Raw genomic sequence first — 23,942 nt, 5'->3', positions numbered from 1 at the left:
CGATGTATGCACCGTGGTGTAACTGGGAAGCCGCGCCGCCTGCATCGCGAGCAAGCCCGCTCCCACAAAACCGCAGGCCGTTCAGTAGAACGTCCGCTCGGCCTTAAATGTCAGCAAGCCATCACACTGGGTGTTTTGCCCGGAGTAGGCGGAGCAGTCGGTGCCGTCCAGGCTGGAGTCGCTATAGATGACATTCAGGTCGATGCCCATCCAGGCTCGCGAGAACTTGATCGACCAGTCATTGAAGGCGCGCACGCTGCCGCCCTCGGCAATGGACACGGGCGTGCCCAGCTGATGGGTGGTGTATTTCATGCTCACGCCGATGCCAAATGGCTGGTTGACGCCAAGGTCGGCAAACAGGGTGCTGTCGCGGCGGTCCGGGTCGTTGCTGAAGGCGGCGCCAAAGCGCGTGCCCAGCACCGTGAGGCCGGCAAAGATCTGCTGGCTGTCCAGTGAATCAACTTTGGGGTAGCTGTAGTGAATCAGCCCCAGCTCATAGCTCAAGGTCTGGTCGAAGGGGTGTTTGTAGCCCAGGTACGAATCCACTTCCAGGTTACTGCCGGGTTTGATCCCCATCGTGGGCGCCCATTGCCCGACATACCAGCCACTGTCGTGGGTCAGGTCGAGGCCGCCATGAAAGGTCGAGCCTGCGCTTGTGGGCTTGACCAGGCCCTGGGCCATACTGCGGCTGGGCTGGGTGGCCAGCTTGAGGTCGAAATCGCCCAGTTCGCGGGAGAACACCTGAGCATCCGCAATGGCGCTGGTCAGCAGCGTGCCGGCCAGCAATACCGCCCGTGTGAGCATGATCGGCTCCCTATATGGGCTCAAAGGCTTGATTCAGAGCCTTCGGAGCATACGCAGGAATAGCGGCAACAAAGTGCCGTTCGTCGATTTATCGATGCGAATCAGTGGCAACGCAGGGGAACATGGGGGATAAATCGAGAGTCCTAGCGCCTTGAAGGGCAAAGCGCATTAGGACCAGATGACGCGAGGGGGTGTTACTTTTTGCCGAGCGTGATCTGCTTGGACGGGCCAAAAGTTTGGCCGCTGACGCCTTTGCTGATTTGCTGAATCTCGCCACCGGATTTCAGGAATGCTTCGATTTGCGCATTGATGGAATCACTGGTTTCAACAGCGGGAGCTGGCTTTGCTTTGCTGGCGGATGCTTTTACACGCATGGCGGCTATTGACCTGTAGAAAATAACTTGGCCAGCGATAGTACCTGAAATACTTGACAATTGCTTGTTAAATATCTTCGTAAAATAATAGGGGCGCGTTGCCGTACTGCCCAATCAGTTGCATAAAGATCCGCTAACTCGCTGTTTTAATTCATAACAGGGGAGGGTTTTGCAGTGCATTCAGAGGTTCGCAGGTGCGCGGCATGTTCCCTCCAGGCTGACGAATGGCACCCAAAGGGTGGGGGAAAATCCTGATAAATCAAACCTTTCGCAGATTTTTTGGATGCGGGGCTGCGGTGCTCCAATTTGCCCCCTTAAACTCGGGTAGAATGCCGCTTACGTAATGAGGGTATTGGACATGGCTTTAATCGGTCGCTACAACAGTTTGCAAGTGGTTAAACATACAAACTTCGGTTTGTATCTGGACGGAGGGGCTGACGGTGAAATCCTGTTGCCCAACCGTTATATTCCAAAAGATATTCCCAGCGAAGATGAAGACTGGCTCAACGTCTTTGTTTATTTGGACAGTGCTGACAAGTTAATTGCCACCACTGAAAAACCAAAAGTTCAAGTCGGTGAATTTGCCAGTTTGAAAGTGGTTGAAGTTAACAGCATCGGTGTGTTCCTGGATTGGGGCCTGCCAAAAGATCTGCTGTTGCCGTATTCCGAAGAAAAACGCCAGATGACCGCCGGCGAATACGTCGTGGTGCATGTCTACCTCGACAAGCACACCCGCCGCATTACCGCGACTGCTCGTCTGGACCGTTACCTGGACAAGACCCCGGCCAATTACCAGGTCGGCCAGGAAGTTGATCTGTTGGTGGCCGAGGCCACGGACATGGGCTTTAAAGCCGTGATCAACAACAAGCACTGGGGCTTGATCCACAAGAATGAAATCTTCAAGTTCATGCGTGCGGGCAAGCAGGAAAAGGGCTACATCAAGGAAATTCGTGCTGACGGCAAGATCAGCCTGAGCTTGCAGCCAGTTGGCCAGGAAGCCGCCAGCAGCCTGAACTCCAAGATCCTCAGCAAGTTGCGCGACAACAACGGTGTGCTGGCGGTCAGCGACAAAAGTGCCCCGGAAGTGATCAGCACCCATTTTGGCGTGAGCAAGGGCAACTTCAAGAAAGCCATTGGCGCGCTGTACAAGGAAGGCAAGATTGCGATCCACCCGGACCGCATCGAACTGATCTGACCCAAGGCGAGGGCTGGCGACATGAGCAAGGCAGTGTGGGCGTATATCGGTGCGTTACTGGCTTTTCTGGTGCTCGACGGCCTGTGGCTGGGCGTGCTCATGAGCTCTACCTACAAAGAGCTGTTGGGCCCGCTGATGCTGGCTCAACCCAAGTGGGGCCCGGCCATCGTGTTTTACCTGCTGTATGTGCTGGGTGTGGTGTTCTTTGTGGTATTGCCGGCCCTTGCCCGGGCCAGTGCGCGCAGGGCGGCGCTGGCGGGTGCGCTGTTCGGGCTGGTGGCCTATGGCACCTATGACATGACCAACTGGGCCACGCTGCAAGGCTGGTCGGCCCAGTTGGCGTTGATGGACATGGCCTGGGGCGGGTTGTTGACCTGTCTTGCAGCCCTGTCGGGTTATTGGGCGGCACGCAAGCTGGCGTCCTGATTGTCTTTCTGCAACTGACAAGCACTGCGTTGTTTCGACTCTTATAGGCGTGGCTTTTTTTCGGGTGAATTATGAGTGTTTCGCGGCGAGCAACGGATGCTTTCGCACTGCAAGTGATGCTGGGGTTGTGCCTGATCTGGGGGGTGCAACAGGTCATCATCAAGCTTGCCGCACCTGATATCGCGCCAGTGATGCAGGCCGCCCTGCGTTCCGGTATTTCGGCGCTGCTGGTGGGACTGCTGATCTGCTGGAAGGGTGGCTGGGGCCAGGTACCCGCCACCTGGCGCGGCGGTTTGCTGGCAGGCAGCCTGTTCGGGCTGGAGTTCTTCTTTATTTCCGAAGGCCTGCAACTTACCAGTGCGGCGCATATGTCGGTCTTTCTCTATACCGCGCCGATTTTCACCGCCCTCGGGATTAACTGGCTGTTGCCCAGCGAGCGCCTGCGGCCCTTGCAATGGCTGGGGATCTTGCTTGCGTTTGTCGGGATCGCTTTCTCGTTCGCGGGCGGCATGTCGTTTGCCGATATGGATCGCAATGTGCTGCTGGGTGATGCCTACGCCATTCTGGCGGGCATGGCCTGGGGCGCGACCACGGTGGTGGTGCGCGCCTCGCGGTTGTCGGATGCGCCGGTGACCCTGACCCTGTTCTATCAATTGATTGTCGGTTTTGGTGGCCTGCTGTTGATTGCCGCTTTCAGCGGCCAGATTGGCCACGTCAGCCTGACCACCGTGGCGGTGGCCAGTGTGCTGTTTCAGGGGCTGGTGGTGTCGTTCTTCAGTTATCTGGTGTGGTTCTGGTTGCTCAAGCGTTATATGGCCTCCAACCTGGCGGTGTTTTCATTTATGACGCCGTTGTTCGGAGTGACCTTTGGTGTGCTGGTGTTGCATGAACCCCTGAGCGTCAACTTTGTGGTGGGCGCCGTGCTGGTGCTGTGCGGCATTACCTTTGTCAGCGCCGAGCAGTGGGTGCGTCGCAAAGTTCGCGCTCTGCTGGGGAACTGACCGACTGCCACGCCAGCAACCCGGCCAGCAGCAGCCCGCTGGCCGCGATGATCAAGGCCGGTTGCAAGCCGCCGCTGAAATGGCTGCTCATTGCCGCCAGCAATGGGCCGCATAGCTGGCCCACGGCAAAACAGGCGGTGAGCAAGGCCGCATTGCGCGCTGTGGCGTGGGGCGCCAGGTCCCGTGAGCGCTGCATCACCAGCGGCATGCAGGCTAGAAACGGCGTGCCGCACAGGATCACCCCCAGAGCCAGGCCGGCACCGCTGGGCAGCAGGCACGCCAGCACGCCAAGGGCTTGAATCCACAGCCCGCCCATCAGCCAGAAGCGCGTAGTGGCTGGCCGGGGGCGGCGAAAACTGATCAACACCACACCCGTCGCCGCGCACAGCCCGAATGCAGGCCAGAACAGGTCCGCTTGCCACTGGCCGTGGAAGCGTGCGCTGGCCATCTGTGACAGAAACGTCGCCGGGATGATGTAGCCCAGGCCATACAATCCATAAATCGCTCCCAGGCGGGCAATACCGGGTTGGCGGCCGTCCGCCTGGTTTTCTGCGGGGCGGGTGGCCGGTGGGGCAGGTTGCGGCAGGGCAGGCAGAATCACCAGCAGCATCAGCAGTGCCGCCACGGCATAGATCATCCACAGTGTGGCGGAACCCTGCCCGGTGGCATTGGCTGCCAGGGCCAGCAGCCCGGTCAGCATCACCCCCGCTCCCGGGCCGGCAAATACCAGGGCACCCAGCCGTGGACGATTGGCGGTAATGGCTATGTGCTGACTGAGTGCGGTAATCATCACCATCACCCATGCACTGGCAATACCGGCACCAAAACGCAGGAGCAGATGAGGCCAGAACCCGTAGGCCCAGTATGAAATCAAGGTCAGTACAACGCACAGCCACAGACCTGTGTGCAGGCGGCTGCGCACCTGGTCTGGGCGTCTGGCGCGCATGGCGTCCAGTGCGCCGAGCAGATAGCCCAGATAGTTGGCGGCGGCGATCAGTCCGGCGCCCGTCAGGTCGATCTGACCTTCGCTGATCAAGTGCGGCAGTTGCGGGGTCAGGGAGAAACGACCTATGCCCATTGCCATCATGAGCGCGACAAAGCTGGCGAGTATGCGGATCAGGGGCGACATGTTGCGGATTCCTGAGGGAGAACAATGACCGTCAGGCTAGAGTGAATTGACTTTCCTTAAAAATGAATAATAGTGAGCTACTTGTTCTGAATTGGAGAATGGTGTGGAGTTCAGTCAATTGCGTATTTTTCAGGCCGTAGCCGAAGAGGGTTCGATTACCCGAGCGGCTGAACGCTTGCACCGCGTGCCCTCCAACTTGTCGACCCGCCTCAAACAGCTGGAAGAGCAGATGGGGGTTGAGCTGTTTATGCGCGAGCGTCAGCGCCTGCAGCTATCTCCGGCGGGGCAGGTGCTGCTGGACTACACCGCGCGTCTATTCGCCCTGCATGATGAAGCGCTGGGTGCGGTGCAAGGTGGCGTGCCTGCGGGCAAATTCACCCTGGGCACGATGTACAGTACCGCGGCGATTCATTTGCCGAGCTTGTTGGCCCGCTATCACCGTACTTATCCGGCAGTGAATCTGCATGTGCAATCGGCACCCAGCGGTGAGTTGCTTGAGGGGTTGCTGACCGGGCGGCTGGACGCAGCTCTGGTGGATGGTCCGCTGGAGCTGGCCGGGCTGGATGGCGTAGAGTTCTGCGAAGAGCGTCTGGTGCTGATCAGTGATCTGGATCATCCGCCAATTAGCCGCGCCCAGGAGGTGCAGGGGCGTGAAGTGTTTACCTTCCGCCAGGGCTGTTCTTACCGAGCCCGGCTTGAAGCCTGGTACGCCAGTGATCGGGCTGCAATGGGGCGGGTGATGGAGATCGAATCCTATCAAGGTATGTTGGCGTGCGTGGCAGCAGGGTCGGGGGTGGCATTGATGCCGGCCTCGATGCTGGCCAGCTTGCCGGGGCGTGAAAATGTATGCATACACCCCTTGAAACAACCTTTTGCCAGTGCCACAACATGGTTGATGTGGCGAAAAGGCATGACAGGGGCCAACCTGAATGCCTGGATAGAGCTGCAACAGGCCCATTCGCCGCAAACTTCTGAATTATCGCTGCAACTTCCATTGCCGGCCTGAATCATACAGGTGCAGGGCTTAGCCTAAAGTTCATTGACCTTAAGCAAGCATCTTGTAGGAGTTAGGACTATTATCTGTACGAAGCGACCACTGAATTCCCGTCGCCAGAGTGACCCCAAGGGGGATATATGAAAGACAAACTGCAAACTTGGCTCCATGACCTTGGCGTAGCGCTAGGTTTGATCGAGCCGCCAATGCAACCTGTGCCAATCCCTGTCGAGGATCCGCGCCGCCGCCCGCAACGTCGCCGCTAAGGGCACTTGTTTGCGGCAGGTAGCCTGACCTCCAGCGTCCCTTGCCTGGTGCAAGGGCCTGCGGCTTGCAACGCAAAAAAGGGCAGTGGCCACTGCCCCCTCTCCTTATTGGGCTTGTCAGCCCATGCTGAAGCGCACGCTGTAATTTAGCGGTGCTTCGTCTGTTTTTTCCGTGACCTGGGCTTCGCACTTCACATCCTCGACACCGGTAGAGTTGGCACTGGCTGCCCGGGTTGAGTGGAGTGTTGGTGTGAATGTGCCAAATGACTGGGTAACCTTCAACGCCGTGGAAAAGGTGCATTCCCGATTGCCATTGCTATAAGCAATGACTTCGCGCAGGGTTGCCGGGGTTTTGCGCGGGTAAGCAAAGTTGGTTTTGTAGTTTGCCTCATAGGAATGCTCGCCATAGGGGGCGACATCAAAGAAGCCGGGAGCGGCCAAGGACAGGTCCCAGCCGGAACGCTTGAGCGTGAGCGGTCCCGAGGTGTTGTTGACGATTTCGAAGGTCAGTGTGGTGACATCGGCTTTAGCGGTGGTGCCGGCGACGGCCAGGGTAATGGCCACTGCGGCAGTGGCCAGATACGTGTGGAAGTGGGTCATGGTATCAAGTCCATTTAATCAGTCAGGGTTGCATGAAGTGATGCGGCAACATCCTCTGTGGCCGCTTTTCAAGCTTAGTTGGGCTGATTAATGGCCTGGGAGCGACACGTCGCTGAGTGGGCGGGGTATTGGCGTTGCGGGTTGTATGAAAGGGGTAGGGGGAGCGGGTACAACCTGCAACGTTGTACCCGCTGAAGAAAACCCTGATCAGGCCACGCTGGCTACAACCGCAGGGCGTCGATCCAGCAGGCTGACCAGCACAAAACTGACCAGCGCCACAGCCAGGCTGTAGTAGATCGGCGTGTTGGCATCCAGGCCATCCTTGATCATGAACGCCAGTGCAGTGACAAACCCCAGGCTCATGCTGGTAATGGCGCCCGCCGTGGTGGCGCGCTTCCAGAAAATCGCCCCGATCAATGGCACCAGCATGCCGCCCACCAGCAGGTTGTAAGCGAGGGTCAGGGCGCTGATCACATCCGAAACCACCAGGGCGATGCCCAGCACGGCAATGCCCGTGAGCAGGGTGAACAGGCGGTTGATCCGCAGGCTCGACTGCTTGCCGCCGCGCAGCCTTGGCAACAGGTCTTCGGTCAGTACCGTGGAAGCCGCGAGCAAGCCGGCACTGGCGGTGGACATCATGGCCGCCAGCGCTGCGGCAATCACCAGCCCGCGAATACCGTCAGGCAGCGACACCTTGACGATGGCGGCGAAGGCATTGTTGACGTTGTCCAGGTCCGGGATCAGCACATGGTCGGCCATGCCGATCAGGGCGCAGGTCAGGCCGTAGAGAATGCAGTAAAACCCGGCGAATGTGCCGGCATATTTGGCCACTTTCGCGGTTTTTGCGGTGAACACCCGTTGCCAGATGTCCTGGCCGATGAGGATGCCAAAGAAGTAGATCATGAAGTAAGTAATGATCGTGTCCCAGCCGATGCTGGTGAAGCTGAAGTTCGACGCAGGCAACTTGCTCACCAGTTCGTCCCGGCCGCCAACGCGGTACAGGCAGATGGGCAGCAAGACGAACATCAGGCCAACGGTCTTGATCACGAACTGCACGATGTCGGTCAGCGTCAGCGACCACATGCCGCCCACGGTGGAATACACCACCACCACGCCACCGCCGAGCAATACCGAGATCCAGAAGGGCAGGCCGAACAGCACTTCCAGTACGGTGCCGATGGCCAGGATCGAGGTCACGCCGATCATCAGTGCGTAGGCCAGCATGATCACCGCGCTGGCCTGGCGGGCCATGGGGTTGTAGCGTTTTTCCAGCACCTGGGTGACGGTGAAGATTTTCAGCTTGAGCAGCGGCTTGGCCAGGAACAGGTTAAGCGCAATGATCCCGCAACCCAGGGCGGCGCACAGCCAGAAGCCGGAAATCCCGTGTACATAGCCCAGGCGCACGGTGCCAACGGTAGACGCGCCGCCCAGTACCGTTGCGGCCATCGTGCCCATATACAGCGTGGGGCCCAGGTTGCGCCCGGCAACCAGATAGTCTTCGTGGGTTTTGGCCTTGCGCATGCCGTAGTAGCCGAGCACCAGCATTGCCGCTGCGTAGATAAGGACGACCAGTAGATCTAGAGCCATGATGGCGAATCTCCGATTATTTTTTTTATGGATACAGCTGGCACGGTGGTTTGGTGCCGCCAAACGCAATGTTCAACGGCGCCTGAGAGACGTCCTTATCGATGTACAACGCCGGGCAGCACGCAAAGCATTTCGTACAGCAAATTGGCGCCCAGCAACGAGGTGTTGCCGGTGGTGTCGTAGGGCGGCGAGACTTCTACCAGATCGCAGCCGACCAGGTCGAGGCCCTGGCAACCGCGGATCACTTCCATCGCCTGGATGGTGGTCAGGCCGCCGATTTCCGGGGTGCCGGTGCCGGGTGCCCAGGCCGGGTCGATACCGTCGATATCAAAGCTCAGGTACACCGGGCCGTTGCCGACTTTTTCGCGCACTTCGGCCATCAGTGGGGCCAGGGATTTGTGCCAGCATTCTTCAGCCTGCACCACGCGGAACCCCTGTTTGCGGCTCCAGTTGAAGTCTTCGGCGGTATAGCCCTGGGCGCGCAGGCCGATTTGCACCACGCGGTCGCAGTCCAGCAGGCCTTCTTCGACGGCACGGCGGAAGGTGGTGCCGTGGGCGATTTTTTCGCCAAACATGTGGTCGTTTACATCAGCGTGGGCATCGATATGCACCAGGCCGACCTTGCCGTGCTTTTTGTGGATGGCGCGCAGGATCGGCAGGGTGATGGTGTGGTCGCCGCCCAGGGTCATGGGGATGACGTTGTGTTCGAGGATTTCGTCGTAGGCCTCCTCGATGATGCGTACCGCGTCGAGCAGGTTGAAGGTGTTGATCGCCACATCGCCGATATCGGCCACTGACAATGAATCAAAGGGCGCGGCGCCGGTGGCCATGTTGTAGGGGCGGATCATCACCGATTCGGCGCGGATCTCGCGGGGGCCGAAGCGGGTGCCGGCGCGCAGCGAAGTGCCGATGTCCAGGGGCACGCCGACAAATGCGGCGTCCAGGCCAGCGGCCGATTGCAGGTGCGGCAGGCGCATCATGGTGGCGATGCCGGCGAAGCGCGGCATTTCATTACCGCCCAGTGGTTGATGAAGAATTTTGTCCACGGGTAAGGCCTCGTCGTTTTGTAGGAGTTATGGCGCTCGATTCTGCGAAAGGTGCGAGGCGGGAAGAATCGCTGCGGGCAAATACTTAGTTCAGGTTTTTCTAAACTAATGGCGGTAGACTTTGATCCTTCATCATTGCCTGTAGGAGCGGGCTTGCTCGCGAATGCATCACCGCGCAGCAGGCCGAAACCCGGGCGCCTGTAGCGCGAGCAAGCCCGCTCCCACGGTGGAAAGTGAGTTATTGATGGCCAACGCTTTACCCGATCTGAAACTATTGCGAATCTTTGCCAGTGTGGTCAGGCACCAGGGGTTCGCCAATGCCCAGCAGGCGCTCAACCTCTCGACCTCGGCCATCAGCACCTACATGAGCCAGCTCGAAGCCAATCTGGGGCTGGTGCTGTGCCATCGCGGTCGCGGCGGTTTCAGCCTGACCAGCAAGGGTGAGCTGTTCCATCAGGAAACCCTGCGCCTGCTGGGCGAGCTGGAAGGTTTCGAGCAATACGCGGCAGCGCTCAAGGGCGAACTGCGCGGCACCCTGAACCTGGGCGTGATCGACTCCACGGTCAATGACAAGGCCTTGCCCTTCGCCGAGGCCATTGGCGCCTACAGCCAGGAACACCCGGCGGTGCACCTGCATTTATCGGTGATGAGCCCCTACGAATTGCAGCTCGGGGTGCAGGACAACCGCCTGGACCTGGCCATCGGGGCGTTTTCCACGCGCATGAGCGGGCTGGTCTATCAGCCGCTGTACCGTGAGCAGCACTGGCTGTACTGCAGCACGCGCCACCCTCTATTCAGCGAACGGCGGATCCCCGGGCCGGTGATTACCCAGCAGCGGATGGTCGGGCGCGGCTACTGGAGCCAGGCCGAACTGGCGCGCCACGGCTTCAAGCACAGCGCGGCGACGGTGGACAGCATGGAGGCGCAGCTGATCCTGGTGCTGTCCGGCGCCTATATCGGCTATTTGCCCGAGCATTACGCCGAGCCCTGGGTGGAGAAGGGCGACCTGCGCGTGCTGCTGCCCGCAACATTTGGCTACCAAGCGCCGTTCTCGATGATCGTGCGCCGTGGCCGCAGCCGCGAACCCTTGATCCAGACTTTTCGCGATCTGCTCAAAACACAGCTTCATAAACCTTGAACGAGCCTGTTTACCCTATGTCCAGAGCCCAATGCCCACGTTGCATGCGCCCGCAATCCCACTGCTTGTGCGAGCTGATCCCGCAAGTTGATAGCCGCACCCGGGTATTGCTGCTTCAGCACCCCAGCGAGGTCAACCATGCGCTCAATACTGCACGGCTGGCAGCCCTGGGGCTGACCAATGCGCAATTGCTGGTGGGCGAGGTGTTCGAAGATTTGGCGACCTTGCTCAACCCGCCGGGGTATCGGGCGCGGTTGCTCTTTCCCGGTGAGGATGCGCAATTGATCGAGGCTGACACTGTTGACGGTCAACAGCTGCCGATGCTGTTGGTGGTACCGGACGGTACCTGGCGCAAGGCGCGCAAGTTGCTACACCTTAATCCGTTGCTGGCGCAATTGCCGCGGGTGACGTTGCCGGAGGGGGCGGTGTCACGTTACCGGTTGCGCAAGGCGCCGGGGCCGGGGGCCCTGTCTACTTTGGAAGCCATTGTGCAGGCGCTGGAAATTCTGGAGCCGGCCACTTCGTTTACGCCGCTGCTGCGCCCGTTTGAGGCGTTGATCGAAGGGCAGATCGAGGCGATGGGCGCCGATACCTATCAGCGTAATCACGGTAAAAACGAGGGTTTATAAATGCGCGGATGCTGGCCAGGTGGCACAAGTCCGCGTAGCAGCTGCCGAAGGAACGAGGCTGCGTTCGGCGGCGAAGCCGTCGCAAAATCAGACACTGAGGTGTGACAACTAAAAACTGCTCTCAGGGTTTACGACGACTACGTCGCCGAACGCAGCCTCGTTCCTTCGGCAGCTGCTACGGACTGTTGCGTTTCAGGGTTTTTCGAGGGTTTTTTGCCGCAGGATGTAAATGCTCACCAGCACGGCACTGGTCAGCATAAAGCCCCTGGCCCACGGCAGGGGTACCAGGTAGCAGGACACGCCAATGCTCAGCCACATCAGGCCAATGGCGTAGACCTTGCCCTTGAGCGGGATGCCATTACCGTTGAGATAATCTCGAATCCACGGCCCGAGCCGCGGGTGCTCGACCAGCCAGTGATAAAAACGCGGCGAACTGCGCGCAAAGCAGGCGGCAGCCAATAGCAGAAAGGGGGTTGTAGGCAGGACAGGCAGGAAAATCCCGATCACCCCCAACGCTACGCTCAGCCAGCCGATGGCAAACAGAACGTAGCGCAGCAACCGCGGGCGGTTGCCGAGAGAGGGGGGAACCACTAAAGGATCAGTGGTGGCGCGGCTTGAGGATCGCCGGCTTCTCGTCCGGTGCCTGGCACAGCAGGTACAGGGCGGTCAGCGCTTCCGGGATCTGAACGATCATGTCGTCCATCAGGTTGTGATCCTTGGCGATATCTTCGAATTCAGGTTGGTCGTCGAACAGGCCCGAACCCACCATGATTGGCAGCAGCATTTCGCTGACTTCTTCTTCAGCAGTTTCGAACCAGGCGGCTTCGCGCATGAATACGCCTTCCATAAAGCCGACACACCAGCCGCGCAGGTCGGAATCGTCCGGCTCGTCGCCCAGATCCAGATCACAGGGCAGTTCGAACTCTTCGTCCGATGCCAGCTGGCGGGCGATATGGGCCTTGAGCTGGATCAGCGTGCCTTCGATTTCGGCGCGCTGGGCGTCGTCCTTGTAATGCGGGGCTTCGGAGAAGATCGCGTCGATCCATTCGCGCTCAGGGACTTCCTCTGAGCAGATGGACAGGGCAGTCAGATAGCCGTGGGTGGCCACGTAGTCCAGCGCCTCGTCATGCAGCTCGTCGGCGTCGAGGAAGGCTTGCAGGCGGGTTAGTTGCTCAGCGAAGGACATTAAGTGTTACCTAGTAAATAAACGATAGTGAATTCTAGGCTTTCTTGAGCTTCCAAGCCAGTCGCAGGGCACATTTGCCAGCAGTTCCCGGTTATCGGTGTTGCAATTACACAGCCCGCAGCAGTGGAACCCTCGGGTATACTGCCGCGTTTTGTGATGCCCTGCGGTAAATGTAGCGCACCGTTGGCCTGTGCCCGAGCTTTTCAAAGGGCTTGTGGCCGCGGCGGATCGTGCTGGCGCAGGGGTGTTTCGGCGATTTCTGGAGTTTCTATGCTCGAACAGGCTCAACGCGTACTCAAGGACATCTTCGGCTACGACAGTTTCCGTGGCCGACAGGGTGACATTATTGAGCGCGTGGCCAGTGGTGGCGACGCCCTGGTGCTGATGCCCACCGGCGGCGGCAAGTCCCTGTGCTTCCAGGTGCCGGCATTGCTGCGCGATGGCCTGGCCGTGGTGGTGTCACCGCTGATTGCCTTGATGGACGATCAGGTTGCGACCCTTGAGGAGCTCGGGGTTGCTGCCGCGGCGTTGAACTCGACCCTCAGTGCCGAGCAGCAGCGCGATCTGGCCAATCGCATCAAGCGCGGTGAAGTCAAGATGCTCTATCTGGCGCCGGAGCGTCTGGTACAACCGCGCATGATGGCTTTTTTGCAGAGCCTGGACATCGCCCTGTTTGCCATCGACGAAGCTCACTGCGTATCGCAATGGGGCCATGACTTCCGCCCGGAATACCTGCAGTTGGGCCAGCTGGCCGAAGTGTTTCCCAATGTGCCGCGGATTGCCCTGACGGCCACGGCGGACAAGCGCACCCGCGAAGAAATCGTCACTCGCCTGCATTTGCAGAATGCCGAGCGTTTTTTGTCGAGCTTCGACCGGCCCAACATTTTTTACCGCATCGTGCCCAAGGAGCAGCCGCGCAAGCAGTTGCTGGCGTTCCTCAGCGAGCGACGCAGCGACGCAGGCATCGTATATTGCCTGTCGCGTAAAAAGGTTGATGAAGTAGCACAGTTCCTGTGTGACCAGGGCTTCCCGGCCTTGCCGTATCACGCCGGCCTGCCCAGCGACACCCGGGCCGCCAACCAGAAGCGCTTCCTCAACGAGGAAGGCCTGATCATGGTGGCCACCATCGCGTTCGGCATGGGCATCGACAAGTCCAACGTGCGCTTCGTTGCGCATCTGGACTTGCCCAAGTCCCTTGAGGCGTACTACCAGGAAACCGGCCGCGCAGGCCGTGATGGCCTGCCCGCTGATGCCTGGATGGCCTACGGCCTGCAAGACGTGGTGATGCTCAAGCAAATGCTGCAGAACTCTGAAGGCGACGAACGCCACAAACGTCTGGAGCACCACAAGCTCGACGCGATGTTGTCGTTATGTGAAGAGACCCGCTGCCGCCGTCAGACCTTGCTCGCCTACTTCGATGAAGAGATGCCGCAACCTTGTGGGCATTGCGACAACTGCGTGGACGGCGTGCAAACCTGGGACGCCACGGAGCCTGCACGCCAGGCGCTGTCGGCGATTTATCGTACCGGCCAGCGTTACGGCACCGGGCACCTGATCGACGTGTTGTTGGGCCGCGAAAACGAAAAGGTGCGCAGCTTTGGCCATCAGCATCTGTCCGTTTTTGGTGTAGGCAAAGCCCGCGCCGAAGGCGAGTGGCGCACCCTGTTCCGCCAATTGGTGGCCCGTGGTCTGGCTGATATCGATATCGAAGGCTACGGCGGCCTGCGCCTGAGCGACAGCTGCCGGCCGTTGCTGCGCGGCGAAGTGACCCTGGAACTGCGCCGCGAGCTCAAGCCGCAAACCTCGGTCAAGAGCAGTTCCGCCAGCCCGGCCAGCCAATTGGTGCGCGGCGAAGAGCGCGAACAGTGGGAAGCCCTGCGGGCCCTGCGGCGCAAACTGGCCGAAGAGCATGGCGTGCCGCCTTATGTCATCTTCCCCGACTCCACGCTGCTCGAAATGCTGCGCAGCCAACCGACCTCGATGGCCGAGATGGCCCGGGTCAGCGGTGTCGGTGCTCGCAAGCTGGAGCGTTACGGCGAGGCGTTCCTCGAAGTGCTGGGCGGGCAGGCCGAAACCCCGAAAGTGGTGGCCGATATCCGTCACGAGCTGATCAGCCTGGCCCGTGCCGGCATGACCCCGCTGCAGATCAGCGGGCAATTGCAGTGCTCGGAAAAGAACGTCTACACCATGCTGGCCGAAGCCATCGGTCGTCAGGAGCTGTCCCTGGAACAAGCGCTGGACTTGCCTGAAGAGCTGATGGAGGAAGTACAGGACGCCTTCCTCGATGGTGAAGGCGAGCTGCCGAGCGTGGCCAGCATCGCTGAGCAGTTCAAGGGCCGCGTACCTGAAGGTGTGCTGTATTGCGTGCGTGCGGCGCTGCAATCGGAGTTTGAAATCTAATTAGGTAACGAATGATTGACTTATAGGCCTTGCCTATGAGCAAGCGGCATGCTTAGCTGACTAATAATTGGTTGCCCTCTATTTTCAGTCTAAACATTGAGTTTTTTATGCCGTTAACCGATCAACACCGTTTTGGTATGCAACTGGCGCAAATGTCGCGTGGCTGGCGTGCCGAGCTGGATCGTCGTCTTGCGGGTCTGGGGTTGTCCCAGGCGCGCTGGCTGGTGCTGTTGCATCTGGCCCGTTTTGACGAAGCGCCCACACAGCGCGAACTGGCGCAAAGCGTTGGCGTTGAAGGTCCGACCCTGGCCCGCCTGCTCGACAGCCTTGAGGCTCAGGGCCTGGTGCAGCGTCATTCGGTGGTCGAAGACCGGCGCGCCAAAAAGATCGTGCTGAGTGATTCTGCCCGCCCCCTGATTGAACAGATCGAAGCCATTGCCACCGCGTTGCGCCAGGAGTTGTTCGTGGGCATCGACGAAGAAGAAGCGCGCATCTGCCTGCGGGTGCACAAGCGCATTCTGGATAACCTCGAAAAGAACTGAGTCTGACCTTTGTGGGAGCGGGCTTGCTCGCGATGCTGACCGCGCGGTCTTTGCCAAGACCGCAGTGATGCCATCGCGAGCAAGCCCGCTCCCACAGTCATTTGGTTTGCAGCCGTTAGAACGTCTGCCCCAGGTTCAGGTACAGCGCCTTCTGGTCATCATCGTTAAAGCCATAGCTGAAGTTCAGCGGGCCCAGCGGGGTGTCGAAGCCGATAAAAATGCTCGCCGCATTGATATAGCCGCTGTCGAACTCGTTGTCGTTGTTCCACGCCCGCCCGCGTTCCAGCGAGGCGCCGGCATACAGCGGGAAGTCAAACGGCAGGTACGAGCGCGGGGTCAGGCGCCGGTAATAAACGGCGCGCATCAGGCTGATGTTCTGCCCCGAAATCGCGTCTTCCCGGAACCCCGACAACTGCCGTGCGCCGCCCAGCAGGAAGCTCGATGTCACCACATTGGCCGTGTCCAGCGTGCGCCCGTAGCGCCCGCCCAGAATCCAGGTGTCGGGGCCCGAACTCAGGGCCTTGTCCAGTTTGAATTCCCATTGACGATAGCGCTCGTCCGAGCCCAGCCCCGGTTCGAACTGACGCACGCTCAGGGCAATGTCCTCGCCCGAGTGGGGGAAGTACACATTATCCAGCGAGTCGAACGAGTATTTGATGTCGTAGAAGCCTTCGTTGAAGCTGGTGCTTGGCAGGTCCTGATCGCCAATTCTTACATTGGCCTCACCCCAGGCCTCACCAACGCCTACGCGAATCTCACCACTGTTACCGATTTTTCGACCAAAATTGAGGCCAAAACCGTAACGTTCCAGGCGGTACTCCGCAATCGGATCGTTATCGAGTATGGCTTCCACGTTTTGTGAACGGGCATTGATATAAGGCGCGACGAAGTAGCGCGAGCCGGCATCCAGTGGTTGGTAAAACTCGCTGTACAGCTCTTGCTTGTCGCCCAGCTGCACCCGCGTCAGCCACTCGGCGCCCAGTTGGTTGATGCCGTTGATGCGATAACTGGCGCCGATGTTGAATGCGCTGTCGCCGCGCATGTCGTCCGACAGGTTGAGCCCCAGGCGCAGGTAGTCGGTGCCGCTGCGCTTGCCCCGGGCGCTGATCACCAGCGTGCGCTCCTGGCCTTTGTGTACCACGCGGTATTGCACCTGGTCGAAGTAGTCCAGCCCGTACAGGGTGCCCATGTCCCGTTGCAGGCGGCCCAGGTCCAGGGGCTCGCCGACAGGTTGGCGAATATAGTAGCGGATCACTGAATCGCCGATTTTCGAGTCGTTTTCGATCTTGATCGCGGTAATCACCGGGGTGCGCTCTTCGGCGGTGCGGGCTTCGGCCAGCTGCACATCCGTAGACTGGCGCAAACCGGCCAGGCGTTTTTCCATGACCTGGGTGGCCCGGTAGCCGGCATTGATGATGTCGAGCGCGCGGCCAAAATCGGTGGTGCCATAACTGGCTAGCGCAGGCTGGATCAAAATATCGTCAGGCTTCAACGACGCCAGTTGCACTTCGGAGTTGCTGCGGGTCATCAGGGTGATGGACTGGTTGAGGATATCGAACACGGTGTTGAGCTGTTTGCGTCCGCGCAGCGGCGTGCCGATATCCACGACAATGACCATGTCGACGCCCATTTCCCGGGCCACATCCACCGGGATATTGTCGACCATGCCGCCATCCACCAACAGCTGGCCGTTGATTTCCACCGGGGCGAATACCGCCGGGATCGACATGCTGGCACGGATCACCTGGGGCAGATGGCCCTTGCGAAACACCACTTTTTCGCCGTTGACGATATCGGTGGCCACGGCGCGGAACGGGATCGGCAGTTTGTCGAAATCGCGGATGTCGCTGCTGTGGGCCAGCAGGCTTTCGAGCAGCAAGGCCAGATTCTGGCCTTGAATTACGCCCAATGGCAGGCCCAGGCTGCCATCGTCGCGGAAACTGAGCTTTTGCTTGACCAAAAAGTCGCGGTCATCCTGCTTGCGCCGAAAGGGTACGTCTTCGCGCTCCGGGGCATCGGACAGGGCTTCTTTCCAGTCGATTCCCAGGGCGAGCTTTTCCAGCTCGTCGATCTTGTAGCCGGAGGCATACAGGCCGCCGATCACCGCACCCATGCTGGTGCCGGCGATGGCATCGATATGAATGCCTTGCTCCTCCAGGGCCTTGAGCACGCCGACGTGGGCCAGGCCACGCGCCGCGCCGCCGGACAGCACCAGGCCGACCTTGGGCCGGGGCGCTTCGGCGGCAAACAGCATCAAAGGGCAAAGACACAGGAGCAAACAACTGAGCAGGCGGCGCATCATGAATCTCTGGGCAAGCGAGAAAGGCGGCTATTATAGCGACGCCTTCCTTTCATGAGCCTTTGAAATCATGTCGCCCGATAAACCCGAAATTGTCATCACCTACTGCACCCAGTGCCAGTGGCTGCTGCGCGCTGCCTGGCTGGCGCAAGAACTGCTCAGTACCTTTGCCGACGACCTGGGCCGGGTCGCGCTGGAGCCGGGCACCGGCGGGGTGTTTCGCATCACCTGCAACGGCGTACAGATCTGGGAGCGCAAGGCTGACGGCGGCTTTCCCGAAGCCAAGGTGCTCAAGCAGCGGGTGCGCGACCAGATCGACCCGCAGCGCGACCTGGGGCACAACGACCGGGTTCAGTGAGCGGCGGCGTCCAGCGCGGTTTTGCCGGGTACCGGGCCGCTGGCCATGCGGCTCGACACCACAATGGCGACGATAATCAGAACCCCGCCCAGCAGCATGCGCAGTGAAGGGGTTTCGTGGAACAGCAGCCACGCCAGGGTGATGCCGTAGACCGGCTCCAGGGCAAACACCACCGCCGCGGTGCGCGCCTTGATCACGGCCAGGCTGGCGACAAACAGGCTGTGGGCCACCCCGGTGCAGAACACCCCGAGCAGGCTGATCCAGAGCCAGTCCAGCGGGCGAACTTCGCTCAGCCCCGGGCCGGCAAACGGCAACAGGCACACTGCAACCACGGCGTTTTGCCACATGGCCGCCTGCACGGCGGGCATCCGCCCCGAGTTGGCCCGGTTGTTCAGCGACAGCAACGAAAACAGCAGCCCCGAGCCCACTGCCCACAGCAACCCTTCGGTGGCCTGGCTGGCCAGATCAAAATTCGGGGTGACCAGGATCAGCCCGACGCTGACCAGCACCACCAGGACGATTTCGTTGAGGCGAATGCGCTCGCGAAAAATCAGCCCTTCCAGAATCACCGTGAACGCCGGGAAACTGGCAAAGCCCAGGGTGGCGATCGCGACGCCGGCGATTTTTACCGAGACAAAAAAACTCACCCAGTGCCCGGCCAGCAGCAAACCGCTTAACAGCAGGCTGCGGGCATCGCGCAGAGTCAGCCGGTGCCAGCCGCCGCGTTTGGCCAGCCCGGCGAAGCACAGCAGGGCCAGCACCGCAAAAGCGGCGCGGCCAAATACGATGATTGAGGCCGACGCAGCGGCAAGTTTGCCGAACACGCCAGTGAGGCCAAACATCAAGGCGCCAATATGCAGGGCGCCCAGGGCAGTACGCGGAGTCATCGCAATCCTTGGGTCAATACAGACAAGGCATGCAGTCTATGGGGTGCAAGGCACGGCTGTCTGTCGCGGGGCTGGCGTCAATTGTCGCCAGGCTCGCGGCGCAGCCGCGAAGGCGAGGCACCGAACTCGCGCAGCATGGCAGCGGCAAACGCGCTTTGCGAACTGTAGCCAACGCGGCTGGCGATTTCACCGATGGGCAGGGCGCTGTGGCGCAACAGCGTCAGGGCACTGCGAAGGCGCCGTTGGCGGATGTAGTCCATCGGCGTTTGCCCACATTCGCTGACAAACCGGCTGTGCAGGCGGGCGCAGGACAAGCCGGCAATCTGCGCCAGATCCGCGACCTGCAGCGGGTAGGCGGCGTTCTGCTCGATATAGGCATCGAGGGCGGCGTAGGGCAGGCGGCGGGGTTGGGCCTGCTCAGGGTTGAGTCTATTGAGACTGGCCAGCAGCAGGATCGCCCCTTGGCGGGCAATCAGCGGATCGGTCACCGGGCTGGTCGCCAGCCAGTTGACCAGTTGGTGCTGCTGCGGGTCGAGGGGCAGATGGCCGGCGGTGTCGAGCAAGCGGCGGCTGGCATCGGCGTGCGCGCCCAATGACTGCCCCAGCCAGTTGTCACCGGGTACATCCAGCACCAGGCAATGGCTGCCCTGGGGGCTACCGCAGGTGTGGTGAGCGCCTGCGGGCACCACCATCAACTGTTGCTGGCGCAGCAGGCTGGGCCGGCCCTCGACTTCGAAATCCAGCTGGCCCGACAGGCTGATCACCACCTGCGCATGTTCATGGCTATGGGCAATCAGGTCGTGGCGGTAATGGCGCAGAGACAGGATTTGGTCCATGACCCTCTCTTTTTGTGTGGCTGGATCAGTGCCGCCAGAATGCCGGAATGCACAGTACAAACACGGTAATGATCTCCAGGCGCCCAAGCAACATACCCAATGACAAAATCCACTTGGCCGCATCCGGCAGGCTGGCGAAGTTGCCGGACGGCCCGATGGTCTCGCCCAGGCCCGGCCCAACGCCGGACACCGTACTGGCAGCGCCGGTGAGGGCGGTCATCCAGTCCAGCCCCAGCAGCGACAGGGCCAGTGCGATCACGCAAATGGTGATGGCGAAGAAGAATGAAAAGGTCAAAATCGAACGTACGATTTCTTCGTCGAGGCGGTGGCCGTTGTACTTTTGCTTGATCACTGCCCGGGGGTGAATCAGTTGGTTGAGGTTGGCCTTGAGCAGGATATAGGCAACCTGGAAGCGGAAGATCTTGATCCCGCCTGCGGTCGAGCCCGAACAACCGCCGATAAAGCCCAGATAGAAAAACAGCATCAGCGAGAAATTGCCCCACAGGCTGTAGTCACCCAGGGCAAAGCCCGTGGTCGTCACCACCGAGGTCACGTTCAGCGCCACATGGCGAAAGGCGTCCCACCACGGCATGTTGGTGGTCCACCACAGCCAGATGCTGAGTACAAACCAGGTCACCACTAGCAAACCGAGCAAGCCCTGCACCTGCTGATCCTTGATCAGGGCTTTGCGATGACCGCGCAGGGTGGCCACATACAGGGTAAACGGCAGGCTGCCCATGATCATCACGGCGATTGCCACCCAGTGCACCGCCGGTTGCGACCACTTGGCCAGCGACTGGTCGGAGGTCGAGAAGCCGCCGGTGGAAATGGCCGACATGGCATGGTTGATCGCATCAAACACGCTCATGCCCGCCCACCAGAATGCCAGGCTGCCCAGAATGGTGATGCCGACGTAAGTGGCGACAATCAGGCGGGCCACCATGTGTGAGCGCGGCATGACTTTTTCGGAACGGTCGGAAGACTCGGTCTGGAACAGGCGCATGCCACCGATGCGCAGCAACGGCAAGATCGCCACCGCCATACCGATAAAGCCGATGCCGCCCAGCCAGTGCAGCATCGAACGCCACATCAAGATGCCGGGGGACATGGTGTCCAGACCGCTGAGCACGGTGGAGCCGGTGGCGGTAATGCCGGACATGCTTTCGAAAAAAGAGTCGGTGTAGCTGATGTGCTGGGTCAGCAGAAACGGCAGCGCGGCGAAGATGCACACCACCACCCAGCTGGACACGGTGAGCAGGTACATGTCCCGGGGGCGCAGGTGTACCTGCTCGGGGCGACCCGGGATGACCAGCGCCAGGCCGGCGACAAAGGTGATCAGGCTGGCCCACAAAAAGGACGGCAGGTCGCCCAGATGGTCGTAAATCACCAGGGTCAGCATGGGCACGGCCATGCTGATCGCGAGCGTAATCAGGAAGATGCCGATGATAAAACCGATGATGCGTAAGGTCGGCAACGCCATGAAGTCAGCTCGGGGATGAAAGAGGGGCGCCATTCTACCTGTGGTCCGGGTTATGTAAACCGCCAGGTCTTCGGGAGATACCGTTAGAATAGCTGCACATTTTCTTCAGGAGGTGGCCAATGGAGGCTCTCGACGCTTTGCTCAACCGTGTTTCTGCCCCGCGCCTGCTTGATCCGGCGCCTACGGCTGAGCAACGTGAAGTACTTTTCGCCGCCGCCTTGCGTGCGCCGGACCACGGCCAGTTGCGCCCTTACCGGTTTTTGACGGTTGAAGGCGACGCGCGCAACCAGCTGGGCGAAATTCTCGCCGAGGCCGTGCAGGCCCAGGGTGGCGAAGTGACCCAGGCAGCCCTGGACAAGGCCCGTGCCATGCCTTTGCGTGCCCCGTTGGTGGTGGTAGTGATTGCCCGTTTGCAGGACCACTTCAAGGTGCCCAAGTCCGAGCAACTGATTACGGCTGGCTGCGCGGCCCATGCCATTGAGCTGGCGGCTTATGCCCAGGGCATTGGTGCGGTATGGCGCACGGGCGAGCTGTCATATGCACCGCATGTGGCCAAGGGTTTGGGGCTGGGTGAGGGCGAAGAAGTGGTGGCGTTTTTGTATTTGGGAACACCACAGAACGAACTGCGGTCAGCGCCCAAGGCTGATAGCGCCGAGTTTGTGCAGGCGTGGCCGGTCAAGTAATCCCGGATCTCGAAACCTGTGGGAGCGGGCTTGCTCGCGAGGGCATCACCGCGGTCATCCAGACAAACCGCGTCGCCTGCATCGCGAGCAAACCCGCTCCCACAACAGCAGCGCAAACGCCGCATCAGATTTACAGGTTGCCATTGGGCTCCAGCGGCAACTCCAGGGTGGCGATAAACCCGCCATCCGGGTGATTGCCCAGCAGCAGCCGGCCGCCGTGGCGCTCTGCCGCGCGGCGGGCAATGGCCAACCCCAGCCCATGCCCGGCCGCGGTCTGGCCCGGTGCGCGGAAAAACGGCTCGCCCAGTTGCGCCAGGTACTCCTCGGCCACCCCGGGGCCGTGGTCGCGAACCTTGATGGTGATATGTTCGCCTTCGCGCACCGCGCTCAGCTCAATCGGCTGACCGGGCGGGTTGAAGCGCTGCGCGTTGCGCAACAGGTTGTCCACGGCGCGCTCGATCATCGTTGGCCAGCCATTGAGGCTCAACCCCGGTTCGGCTTGCAGGAGCACGGACTGCTCGGGAGCCGCCAGCGAGGCGTCTTTTTGCACAGTGTTGAGCAACGCATTGAGATCGACCTGCTCGGCGCTGGCCTGATCGGCATCGACCCGGGCCAGGGCCAGGATCTCGCTGATCAGCGATTCCAGCCGGTCGCACTCGCGGGTCAGGCGCGGCCACAGTTTTTCACGTTCTTCAGGGCCGGCGCGCTCAGCCAGGGCCAGGGCAATCTTGAGGCGGGCCAGGGGTGAGCGCAGTTCGTGGGACACATCGCGCAGTAACTGGCGCTGGCTCCCGATCAGGCTTTGCAGGCGTGCGCCCATACGGTTGAAGTCGGTGGCCAGCACGCCAAATTCATCCCTTCTCGACGCCAATCGCGCCAGGCTGTTCTGCTGATAGGTGGTTTGCCCCAGGTCATGCACCGCTACCCGCAACCGTTTGAGCGGGCGGGTGATGGACAGCGTGACCAGCAGGCTGAACAGGGTCAGCACCACCAGCGCAATGCCCAGTGCACTCAGGGGCCAGATCAGGCTCTGGCGGTGCCAGGCCTCCAGCTCGGGGTTAGGGATGCGGTAAATCAGCAGGTAGGTTTCGGCGGTTTTCGCGCTGGTGTATTCGACCGTCAGGCGGCGCCACGGCAGGTCCTGCTGGCCGGGTTGCTGGCGGGCTTCCCAGGCGGCGGCGCGGCGCGGGAAGGTGCCGCGTACCAGCGGGTCGCCACTTTCATTGAGTACTTGTACATCGATGTGATAACGGCGCTTGCGCCGCTCAAGGAAGTCTTGCGCCGCATCGGCGCCCTGGGTTTCGTAGCGCTCGGTCCACTGTTGCGCCAGATTGGCGATGCCGGGGTGGCGGCTGAGGATCCAGGCGTCCTGATTGAGCATGTGCCCCAGCAGGATCGACAACCCTGCGACCAGGGCAATCGCCAGCCAGAAACTGGCCAGAATGCGCCAAAACAGTGATCGCACGGGAATTCCTCGTCATTAATTGATTGAAACGCGCAAAGCCCAACGGCGTTAACCGTTGGGCCTGGTGGGTGCGCAGATTATTGCGCTTTTGGCGCTTGCTGTGCTTTCCACTCCTTGAACTCTTTCATCTCGGCTTGACGCTCGGCGCGTTTCTTTTGCATCTCGTCGAAGCGTTTTTGCTGATCAGGTTTGAGCAAGGCGCGGATATCGCTCTGGGTTTTGTCGTGCTTGGCCTTCATCTCGTCTTTCAGCGCTTTCTGGTCGGCGGCTGGCAGTTTTTCCAGGTATTTTTCGACCAGTTGCTTGCGATCATGCATTTGCTCGCCCATCAGCTTGCCGATCTGCTGGCGCTGCTCGCGGGTGAGGTCCAGCTGGCTGTAAGGGGCGTCGCCGCGACCGTGGTGTTCACCGCCGTGACGTGGGCCCATCTGGCCGTCACCACCAGGCATGGCCATTGCGACGGTTGGCAGTGCTGCAGCAAACATCAAAGCAATAAGAGTCTTACGCATGGTGTGTCTCCTTTGAATTTGGATTCCGGTAATTCCGGATGCGCCCAGTTTAGGGAGATCAAGGTCAACCGCTGTCAACCGTGGGTAAAGCTTTGGTAAAGACGGTTT

The 23,942-nt window shown here is 60.4% G+C and carries 25 protein-coding genes; 11 read left to right on the top strand and 14 right to left on the bottom strand.

Annotation, left to right across the window (positions count from 1 at the left end; all coding sequences use genetic code 11):
- Positions 1-81: 81 nt before the first annotated feature.
- Both BLU25_RS06770 and BLU25_RS06765 read right to left on the bottom strand, forming a co-directional pair.
- Complete coding sequence (locus BLU25_RS06770; RefSeq protein WP_016781633.1) at positions 82-804, bottom strand: TorF family putative porin; 723 nt, start codon at positions 802-804, stop codon at positions 82-84.
- 194 nt (positions 805-998) lie between these two features.
- Positions 999-1,178, bottom strand: coding sequence for a hypothetical protein (locus BLU25_RS06765; RefSeq protein ID WP_016781632.1), 180 nt, complete (start codon positions 1,176-1,178; stop codon positions 999-1,001).
- 358 nt (positions 1,179-1,536) lie between these two features.
- Here BLU25_RS06765 and BLU25_RS06760 point away from each other — a divergent pair, with 358 nt between their 5' ends.
- The 3 genes from BLU25_RS06760 to BLU25_RS06750 all read left to right on the top strand — a co-directional run bounded on the left by BLU25_RS06760 (position 1,537) and on the right by BLU25_RS06750 (position 3,800).
- Positions 1,537-2,373, top strand: coding sequence for a CvfB family protein (locus tag BLU25_RS06760; RefSeq protein ID WP_016781631.1), 837 nt, complete (start codon positions 1,537-1,539; stop codon positions 2,371-2,373).
- A gap of 21 nt (positions 2,374-2,394) precedes the next feature.
- Positions 2,395-2,799 carry a DUF2177 family protein gene (locus BLU25_RS06755; RefSeq protein ID WP_016781630.1) on the top strand — a complete coding sequence of 135 codons (405 nt, stop codon included), beginning with the start codon at positions 2,395-2,397 and terminating at the stop codon, positions 2,797-2,799.
- 71 nt (positions 2,800-2,870) lie between these two features.
- A complete protein-coding gene (locus BLU25_RS06750; RefSeq protein WP_029611505.1) occupies positions 2,871-3,800 on the top strand; it encodes a DMT family transporter in 930 nt (309 codons plus the stop codon).
- Here BLU25_RS06750 and BLU25_RS06745 read toward each other — a convergent pair.
- Positions 3,748-4,929, bottom strand: a complete 1,182-nt coding sequence (locus BLU25_RS06745) for an MFS transporter (protein ID WP_083369571.1) — start codon at positions 4,927-4,929, stop codon at positions 3,748-3,750. The two genes, BLU25_RS06750 and BLU25_RS06745, sit on opposite strands and share 53 nt — an antisense overlap.
- Before the next feature lie 103 nt (positions 4,930-5,032).
- Here BLU25_RS06745 and ptrR point away from each other — a divergent pair, with 103 nt between their 5' ends.
- Both ptrR and BLU25_RS23875 read left to right on the top strand, forming a co-directional pair.
- On the top strand, positions 5,033-5,935 hold the full coding sequence (gene ptrR, locus BLU25_RS06740) for a putrescine utilization regulator PtrR (RefSeq protein WP_016781627.1): 903 nt from the start codon (positions 5,033-5,035) through the stop codon (positions 5,933-5,935).
- A 128-nt stretch (positions 5,936-6,063) separates the two neighbouring features.
- Positions 6,064-6,189 (top strand): PA1414 family protein, encoded by a 126-nt coding sequence (locus BLU25_RS23875; RefSeq protein ID WP_254924894.1) that lies wholly within the window; start codon positions 6,064-6,066, stop codon positions 6,187-6,189.
- 117 nt (positions 6,190-6,306) lie between these two features.
- Here the strand turns inward: BLU25_RS23875 and BLU25_RS06735 are convergent, their stop codons facing one another.
- The 3 genes from BLU25_RS06735 to speB all read right to left on the bottom strand — a co-directional run bounded on the left by BLU25_RS06735 (position 6,307) and on the right by speB (position 9,422).
- Positions 6,307-6,789 carry a hypothetical protein gene (locus BLU25_RS06735; protein ID WP_016781626.1) on the bottom strand — a complete coding sequence of 161 codons (483 nt, stop codon included), beginning with the start codon at positions 6,787-6,789 and terminating at the stop codon, positions 6,307-6,309.
- A gap of 207 nt (positions 6,790-6,996) precedes the next feature.
- Positions 6,997-8,376, bottom strand: a complete 1,380-nt coding sequence (locus BLU25_RS06730) for a sodium:solute symporter family protein (RefSeq protein ID WP_029611504.1) — start codon at positions 8,374-8,376, stop codon at positions 6,997-6,999.
- 95 nt (positions 8,377-8,471) lie between these two features.
- Positions 8,472-9,422: an agmatinase gene (gene speB / locus BLU25_RS06725; protein WP_029611503.1), complete on the bottom strand. Its 951-nt coding sequence runs from the start codon at positions 9,420-9,422 to the stop codon at positions 8,472-8,474.
- A 244-nt stretch (positions 9,423-9,666) separates the two neighbouring features.
- On the opposite strand from speB, the gene BLU25_RS06720 reads away from it, so the two are divergent.
- Positions 9,667-10,560 (top strand): LysR family transcriptional regulator, encoded by an 894-nt coding sequence (locus tag BLU25_RS06720; protein ID WP_016781623.1) that lies wholly within the window; start codon positions 9,667-9,669, stop codon positions 10,558-10,560.
- Positions 10,561-10,577: 17 nt separating this feature from the next.
- The gene (locus tag BLU25_RS06715; protein ID WP_029611502.1) at positions 10,578-11,189 is read left to right on the top strand and encodes a tRNA-uridine aminocarboxypropyltransferase; all 612 of its coding nucleotides are present in this window, start codon (positions 10,578-10,580) and stop codon (positions 11,187-11,189) included.
- A 192-nt stretch (positions 11,190-11,381) separates the two neighbouring features.
- On the opposite strand, the gene BLU25_RS06710 is transcribed toward BLU25_RS06715, so the two are convergent.
- Positions 11,382-11,780, bottom strand: a complete 399-nt coding sequence (locus BLU25_RS06710) for a YbaN family protein (protein WP_169883100.1) — start codon at positions 11,778-11,780, stop codon at positions 11,382-11,384.
- Positions 11,781-11,787: 7 nt separating this feature from the next.
- Positions 11,788-12,375: a UPF0149 family protein gene (locus BLU25_RS06705; protein WP_016781620.1), complete on the bottom strand. Its 588-nt coding sequence runs from the start codon at positions 12,373-12,375 to the stop codon at positions 11,788-11,790.
- A 270-nt stretch (positions 12,376-12,645) separates the two neighbouring features.
- Between BLU25_RS06705 and recQ the strand changes: the two genes are divergently transcribed.
- Both recQ and BLU25_RS06695 read left to right on the top strand, forming a co-directional pair.
- The gene (recQ, locus tag BLU25_RS06700; protein ID WP_016781619.1) at positions 12,646-14,775 is read left to right on the top strand and encodes a DNA helicase RecQ; all 2,130 of its coding nucleotides are present in this window, start codon (positions 12,646-12,648) and stop codon (positions 14,773-14,775) included.
- A 107-nt stretch (positions 14,776-14,882) separates the two neighbouring features.
- Entirely contained in the window at positions 14,883-15,317 is a 435-nt protein-coding gene (locus tag BLU25_RS06695; protein WP_016781618.1) for a MarR family transcriptional regulator, read from the top strand.
- Positions 15,318-15,432: 115 nt separating this feature from the next.
- Here BLU25_RS06695 and BLU25_RS06690 read toward each other — a convergent pair whose 3' ends face one another.
- Positions 15,433-17,616, bottom strand: coding sequence for a patatin-like phospholipase family protein (locus BLU25_RS06690; protein WP_083369569.1), 2,184 nt, complete (start codon positions 17,614-17,616; stop codon positions 15,433-15,435).
- A 70-nt stretch (positions 17,617-17,686) separates the two neighbouring features.
- Here BLU25_RS06690 and BLU25_RS06685 point away from each other — a divergent pair, with 70 nt between their 5' ends.
- Positions 17,687-17,974 carry an Rdx family protein gene (locus BLU25_RS06685; protein ID WP_016781616.1) on the top strand — a complete coding sequence of 96 codons (288 nt, stop codon included), beginning with the start codon at positions 17,687-17,689 and terminating at the stop codon, positions 17,972-17,974.
- On the opposite strand, the gene BLU25_RS06680 is transcribed toward BLU25_RS06685, so the two are convergent.
- The 3 genes from BLU25_RS06680 to BLU25_RS06670 form a co-directional block, all read right to left on the bottom strand.
- Positions 17,968-18,861, bottom strand: a complete 894-nt coding sequence (locus BLU25_RS06680) for a DMT family transporter (RefSeq protein WP_016781615.1) — start codon at positions 18,859-18,861, stop codon at positions 17,968-17,970. The two genes, BLU25_RS06685 and BLU25_RS06680, sit on opposite strands and share 7 nt — an antisense overlap.
- 77 nt (positions 18,862-18,938) lie before the next feature.
- Positions 18,939-19,697 carry a helix-turn-helix transcriptional regulator gene (locus BLU25_RS06675; RefSeq protein WP_016781614.1) on the bottom strand — a complete coding sequence of 253 codons (759 nt, stop codon included), beginning with the start codon at positions 19,695-19,697 and terminating at the stop codon, positions 18,939-18,941.
- 25 nt (positions 19,698-19,722) lie between these two features.
- Positions 19,723-21,177 carry a TrkH family potassium uptake protein gene (locus BLU25_RS06670; protein ID WP_016781613.1) on the bottom strand — a complete coding sequence of 485 codons (1,455 nt, stop codon included), beginning with the start codon at positions 21,175-21,177 and terminating at the stop codon, positions 19,723-19,725.
- A gap of 119 nt (positions 21,178-21,296) precedes the next feature.
- Here BLU25_RS06670 and BLU25_RS06665 point away from each other — a divergent pair, with 119 nt between their 5' ends.
- Positions 21,297-21,860 (top strand): NAD(P)H nitroreductase, encoded by a 564-nt coding sequence (locus tag BLU25_RS06665; RefSeq protein ID WP_016781612.1) that lies wholly within the window; start codon positions 21,297-21,299, stop codon positions 21,858-21,860.
- Positions 21,861-21,990: 130 nt separating this feature from the next.
- Here BLU25_RS06665 and BLU25_RS06660 read toward each other — a convergent pair whose 3' ends face one another.
- Both BLU25_RS06660 and BLU25_RS06655 read right to left on the bottom strand, forming a co-directional pair.
- Entirely contained in the window at positions 21,991-23,325 is a 1,335-nt protein-coding gene (locus tag BLU25_RS06660) for a sensor histidine kinase (RefSeq protein ID WP_083369568.1), read from the bottom strand.
- 77 nt (positions 23,326-23,402) lie between these two features.
- Positions 23,403-23,834 carry a Spy/CpxP family protein refolding chaperone gene (locus tag BLU25_RS06655; RefSeq protein WP_016781610.1) on the bottom strand — a complete coding sequence of 144 codons (432 nt, stop codon included), beginning with the start codon at positions 23,832-23,834 and terminating at the stop codon, positions 23,403-23,405.
- Between the last annotated feature and the right edge of the window lie 108 nt (positions 23,835-23,942).

Origin of the sequence: Pseudomonas fragi, from assembly GCF_900105835.1 — a bacterium.
Lineage (GTDB): Bacteria > Pseudomonadota > Gammaproteobacteria > Pseudomonadales > Pseudomonadaceae > Aquipseudomonas > Aquipseudomonas fragi.
The sequence above is the reverse complement of the archived record's forward strand: the minus strand, read 5'-3'. Positions and strand labels throughout refer to the sequence as shown.

Bases quoted from the DNA above. Each gene is read 5' to 3' on its own strand.
- BLU25_RS06770 (WP_016781633.1), bottom strand. From the start codon at position 804: ATGCTCACACGGGCGGTATTGCTGGCCGGCACGCTGCTGACCAGCGCC.
- BLU25_RS06765 (WP_016781632.1), bottom strand. From the start codon at position 1,178: ATGCGTGTAAAAGCATCCGCCAGCAAAGCAAAGCCAGCTCCCGCTGTT.
- BLU25_RS06760 (WP_016781631.1), top strand. From the start codon at position 1,537: ATGGCTTTAATCGGTCGCTACAACAGTTTGCAAGTGGTTAAACATACA.
- BLU25_RS06755 (WP_016781630.1), top strand. From the start codon at position 2,395: ATGAGCAAGGCAGTGTGGGCGTATATCGGTGCGTTACTGGCTTTTCTG.
- BLU25_RS06750 (WP_029611505.1), top strand. From the start codon at position 2,871: ATGAGTGTTTCGCGGCGAGCAACGGATGCTTTCGCACTGCAAGTGATG.
- BLU25_RS06745 (WP_083369571.1), bottom strand. From the start codon at position 4,929: ATGTCGCCCCTGATCCGCATACTCGCCAGCTTTGTCGCGCTCATGATG.
- BLU25_RS23875 (WP_254924894.1), top strand. From the start codon at position 6,064: ATGAAAGACAAACTGCAAACTTGGCTCCATGACCTTGGCGTAGCGCTA.
- BLU25_RS06735 (WP_016781626.1), bottom strand. From the start codon at position 6,789: ATGACCCACTTCCACACGTATCTGGCCACTGCCGCAGTGGCCATTACC.
- BLU25_RS06730 (WP_029611504.1), bottom strand. From the start codon at position 8,376: ATGGCTCTAGATCTACTGGTCGTCCTTATCTACGCAGCGGCAATGCTG.
- BLU25_RS06720 (WP_016781623.1), top strand. From the start codon at position 9,667: ATGGCCAACGCTTTACCCGATCTGAAACTATTGCGAATCTTTGCCAGT.
- BLU25_RS06715 (WP_029611502.1), top strand. From the start codon at position 10,578: ATGTCCAGAGCCCAATGCCCACGTTGCATGCGCCCGCAATCCCACTGC.
- BLU25_RS06705 (WP_016781620.1), bottom strand. From the start codon at position 12,375: ATGTCCTTCGCTGAGCAACTAACCCGCCTGCAAGCCTTCCTCGACGCC.
- recQ (WP_016781619.1), top strand. From the start codon at position 12,646: ATGCTCGAACAGGCTCAACGCGTACTCAAGGACATCTTCGGCTACGAC.
- BLU25_RS06695 (WP_016781618.1), top strand. From the start codon at position 14,883: ATGCCGTTAACCGATCAACACCGTTTTGGTATGCAACTGGCGCAAATG.
- BLU25_RS06690 (WP_083369569.1), bottom strand. From the start codon at position 17,616: ATGCGCCGCCTGCTCAGTTGTTTGCTCCTGTGTCTTTGCCCTTTGATG.
- BLU25_RS06685 (WP_016781616.1), top strand. From the start codon at position 17,687: ATGTCGCCCGATAAACCCGAAATTGTCATCACCTACTGCACCCAGTGC.
- BLU25_RS06680 (WP_016781615.1), bottom strand. From the start codon at position 18,861: ATGACTCCGCGTACTGCCCTGGGCGCCCTGCATATTGGCGCCTTGATG.
- BLU25_RS06675 (WP_016781614.1), bottom strand. From the start codon at position 19,697: ATGGACCAAATCCTGTCTCTGCGCCATTACCGCCACGACCTGATTGCC.
- BLU25_RS06670 (WP_016781613.1), bottom strand. From the start codon at position 21,177: ATGGCGTTGCCGACCTTACGCATCATCGGTTTTATCATCGGCATCTTC.
- BLU25_RS06665 (WP_016781612.1), top strand. From the start codon at position 21,297: ATGGAGGCTCTCGACGCTTTGCTCAACCGTGTTTCTGCCCCGCGCCTG.
- BLU25_RS06655 (WP_016781610.1), bottom strand. From the start codon at position 23,834: ATGCGTAAGACTCTTATTGCTTTGATGTTTGCTGCAGCACTGCCAACC.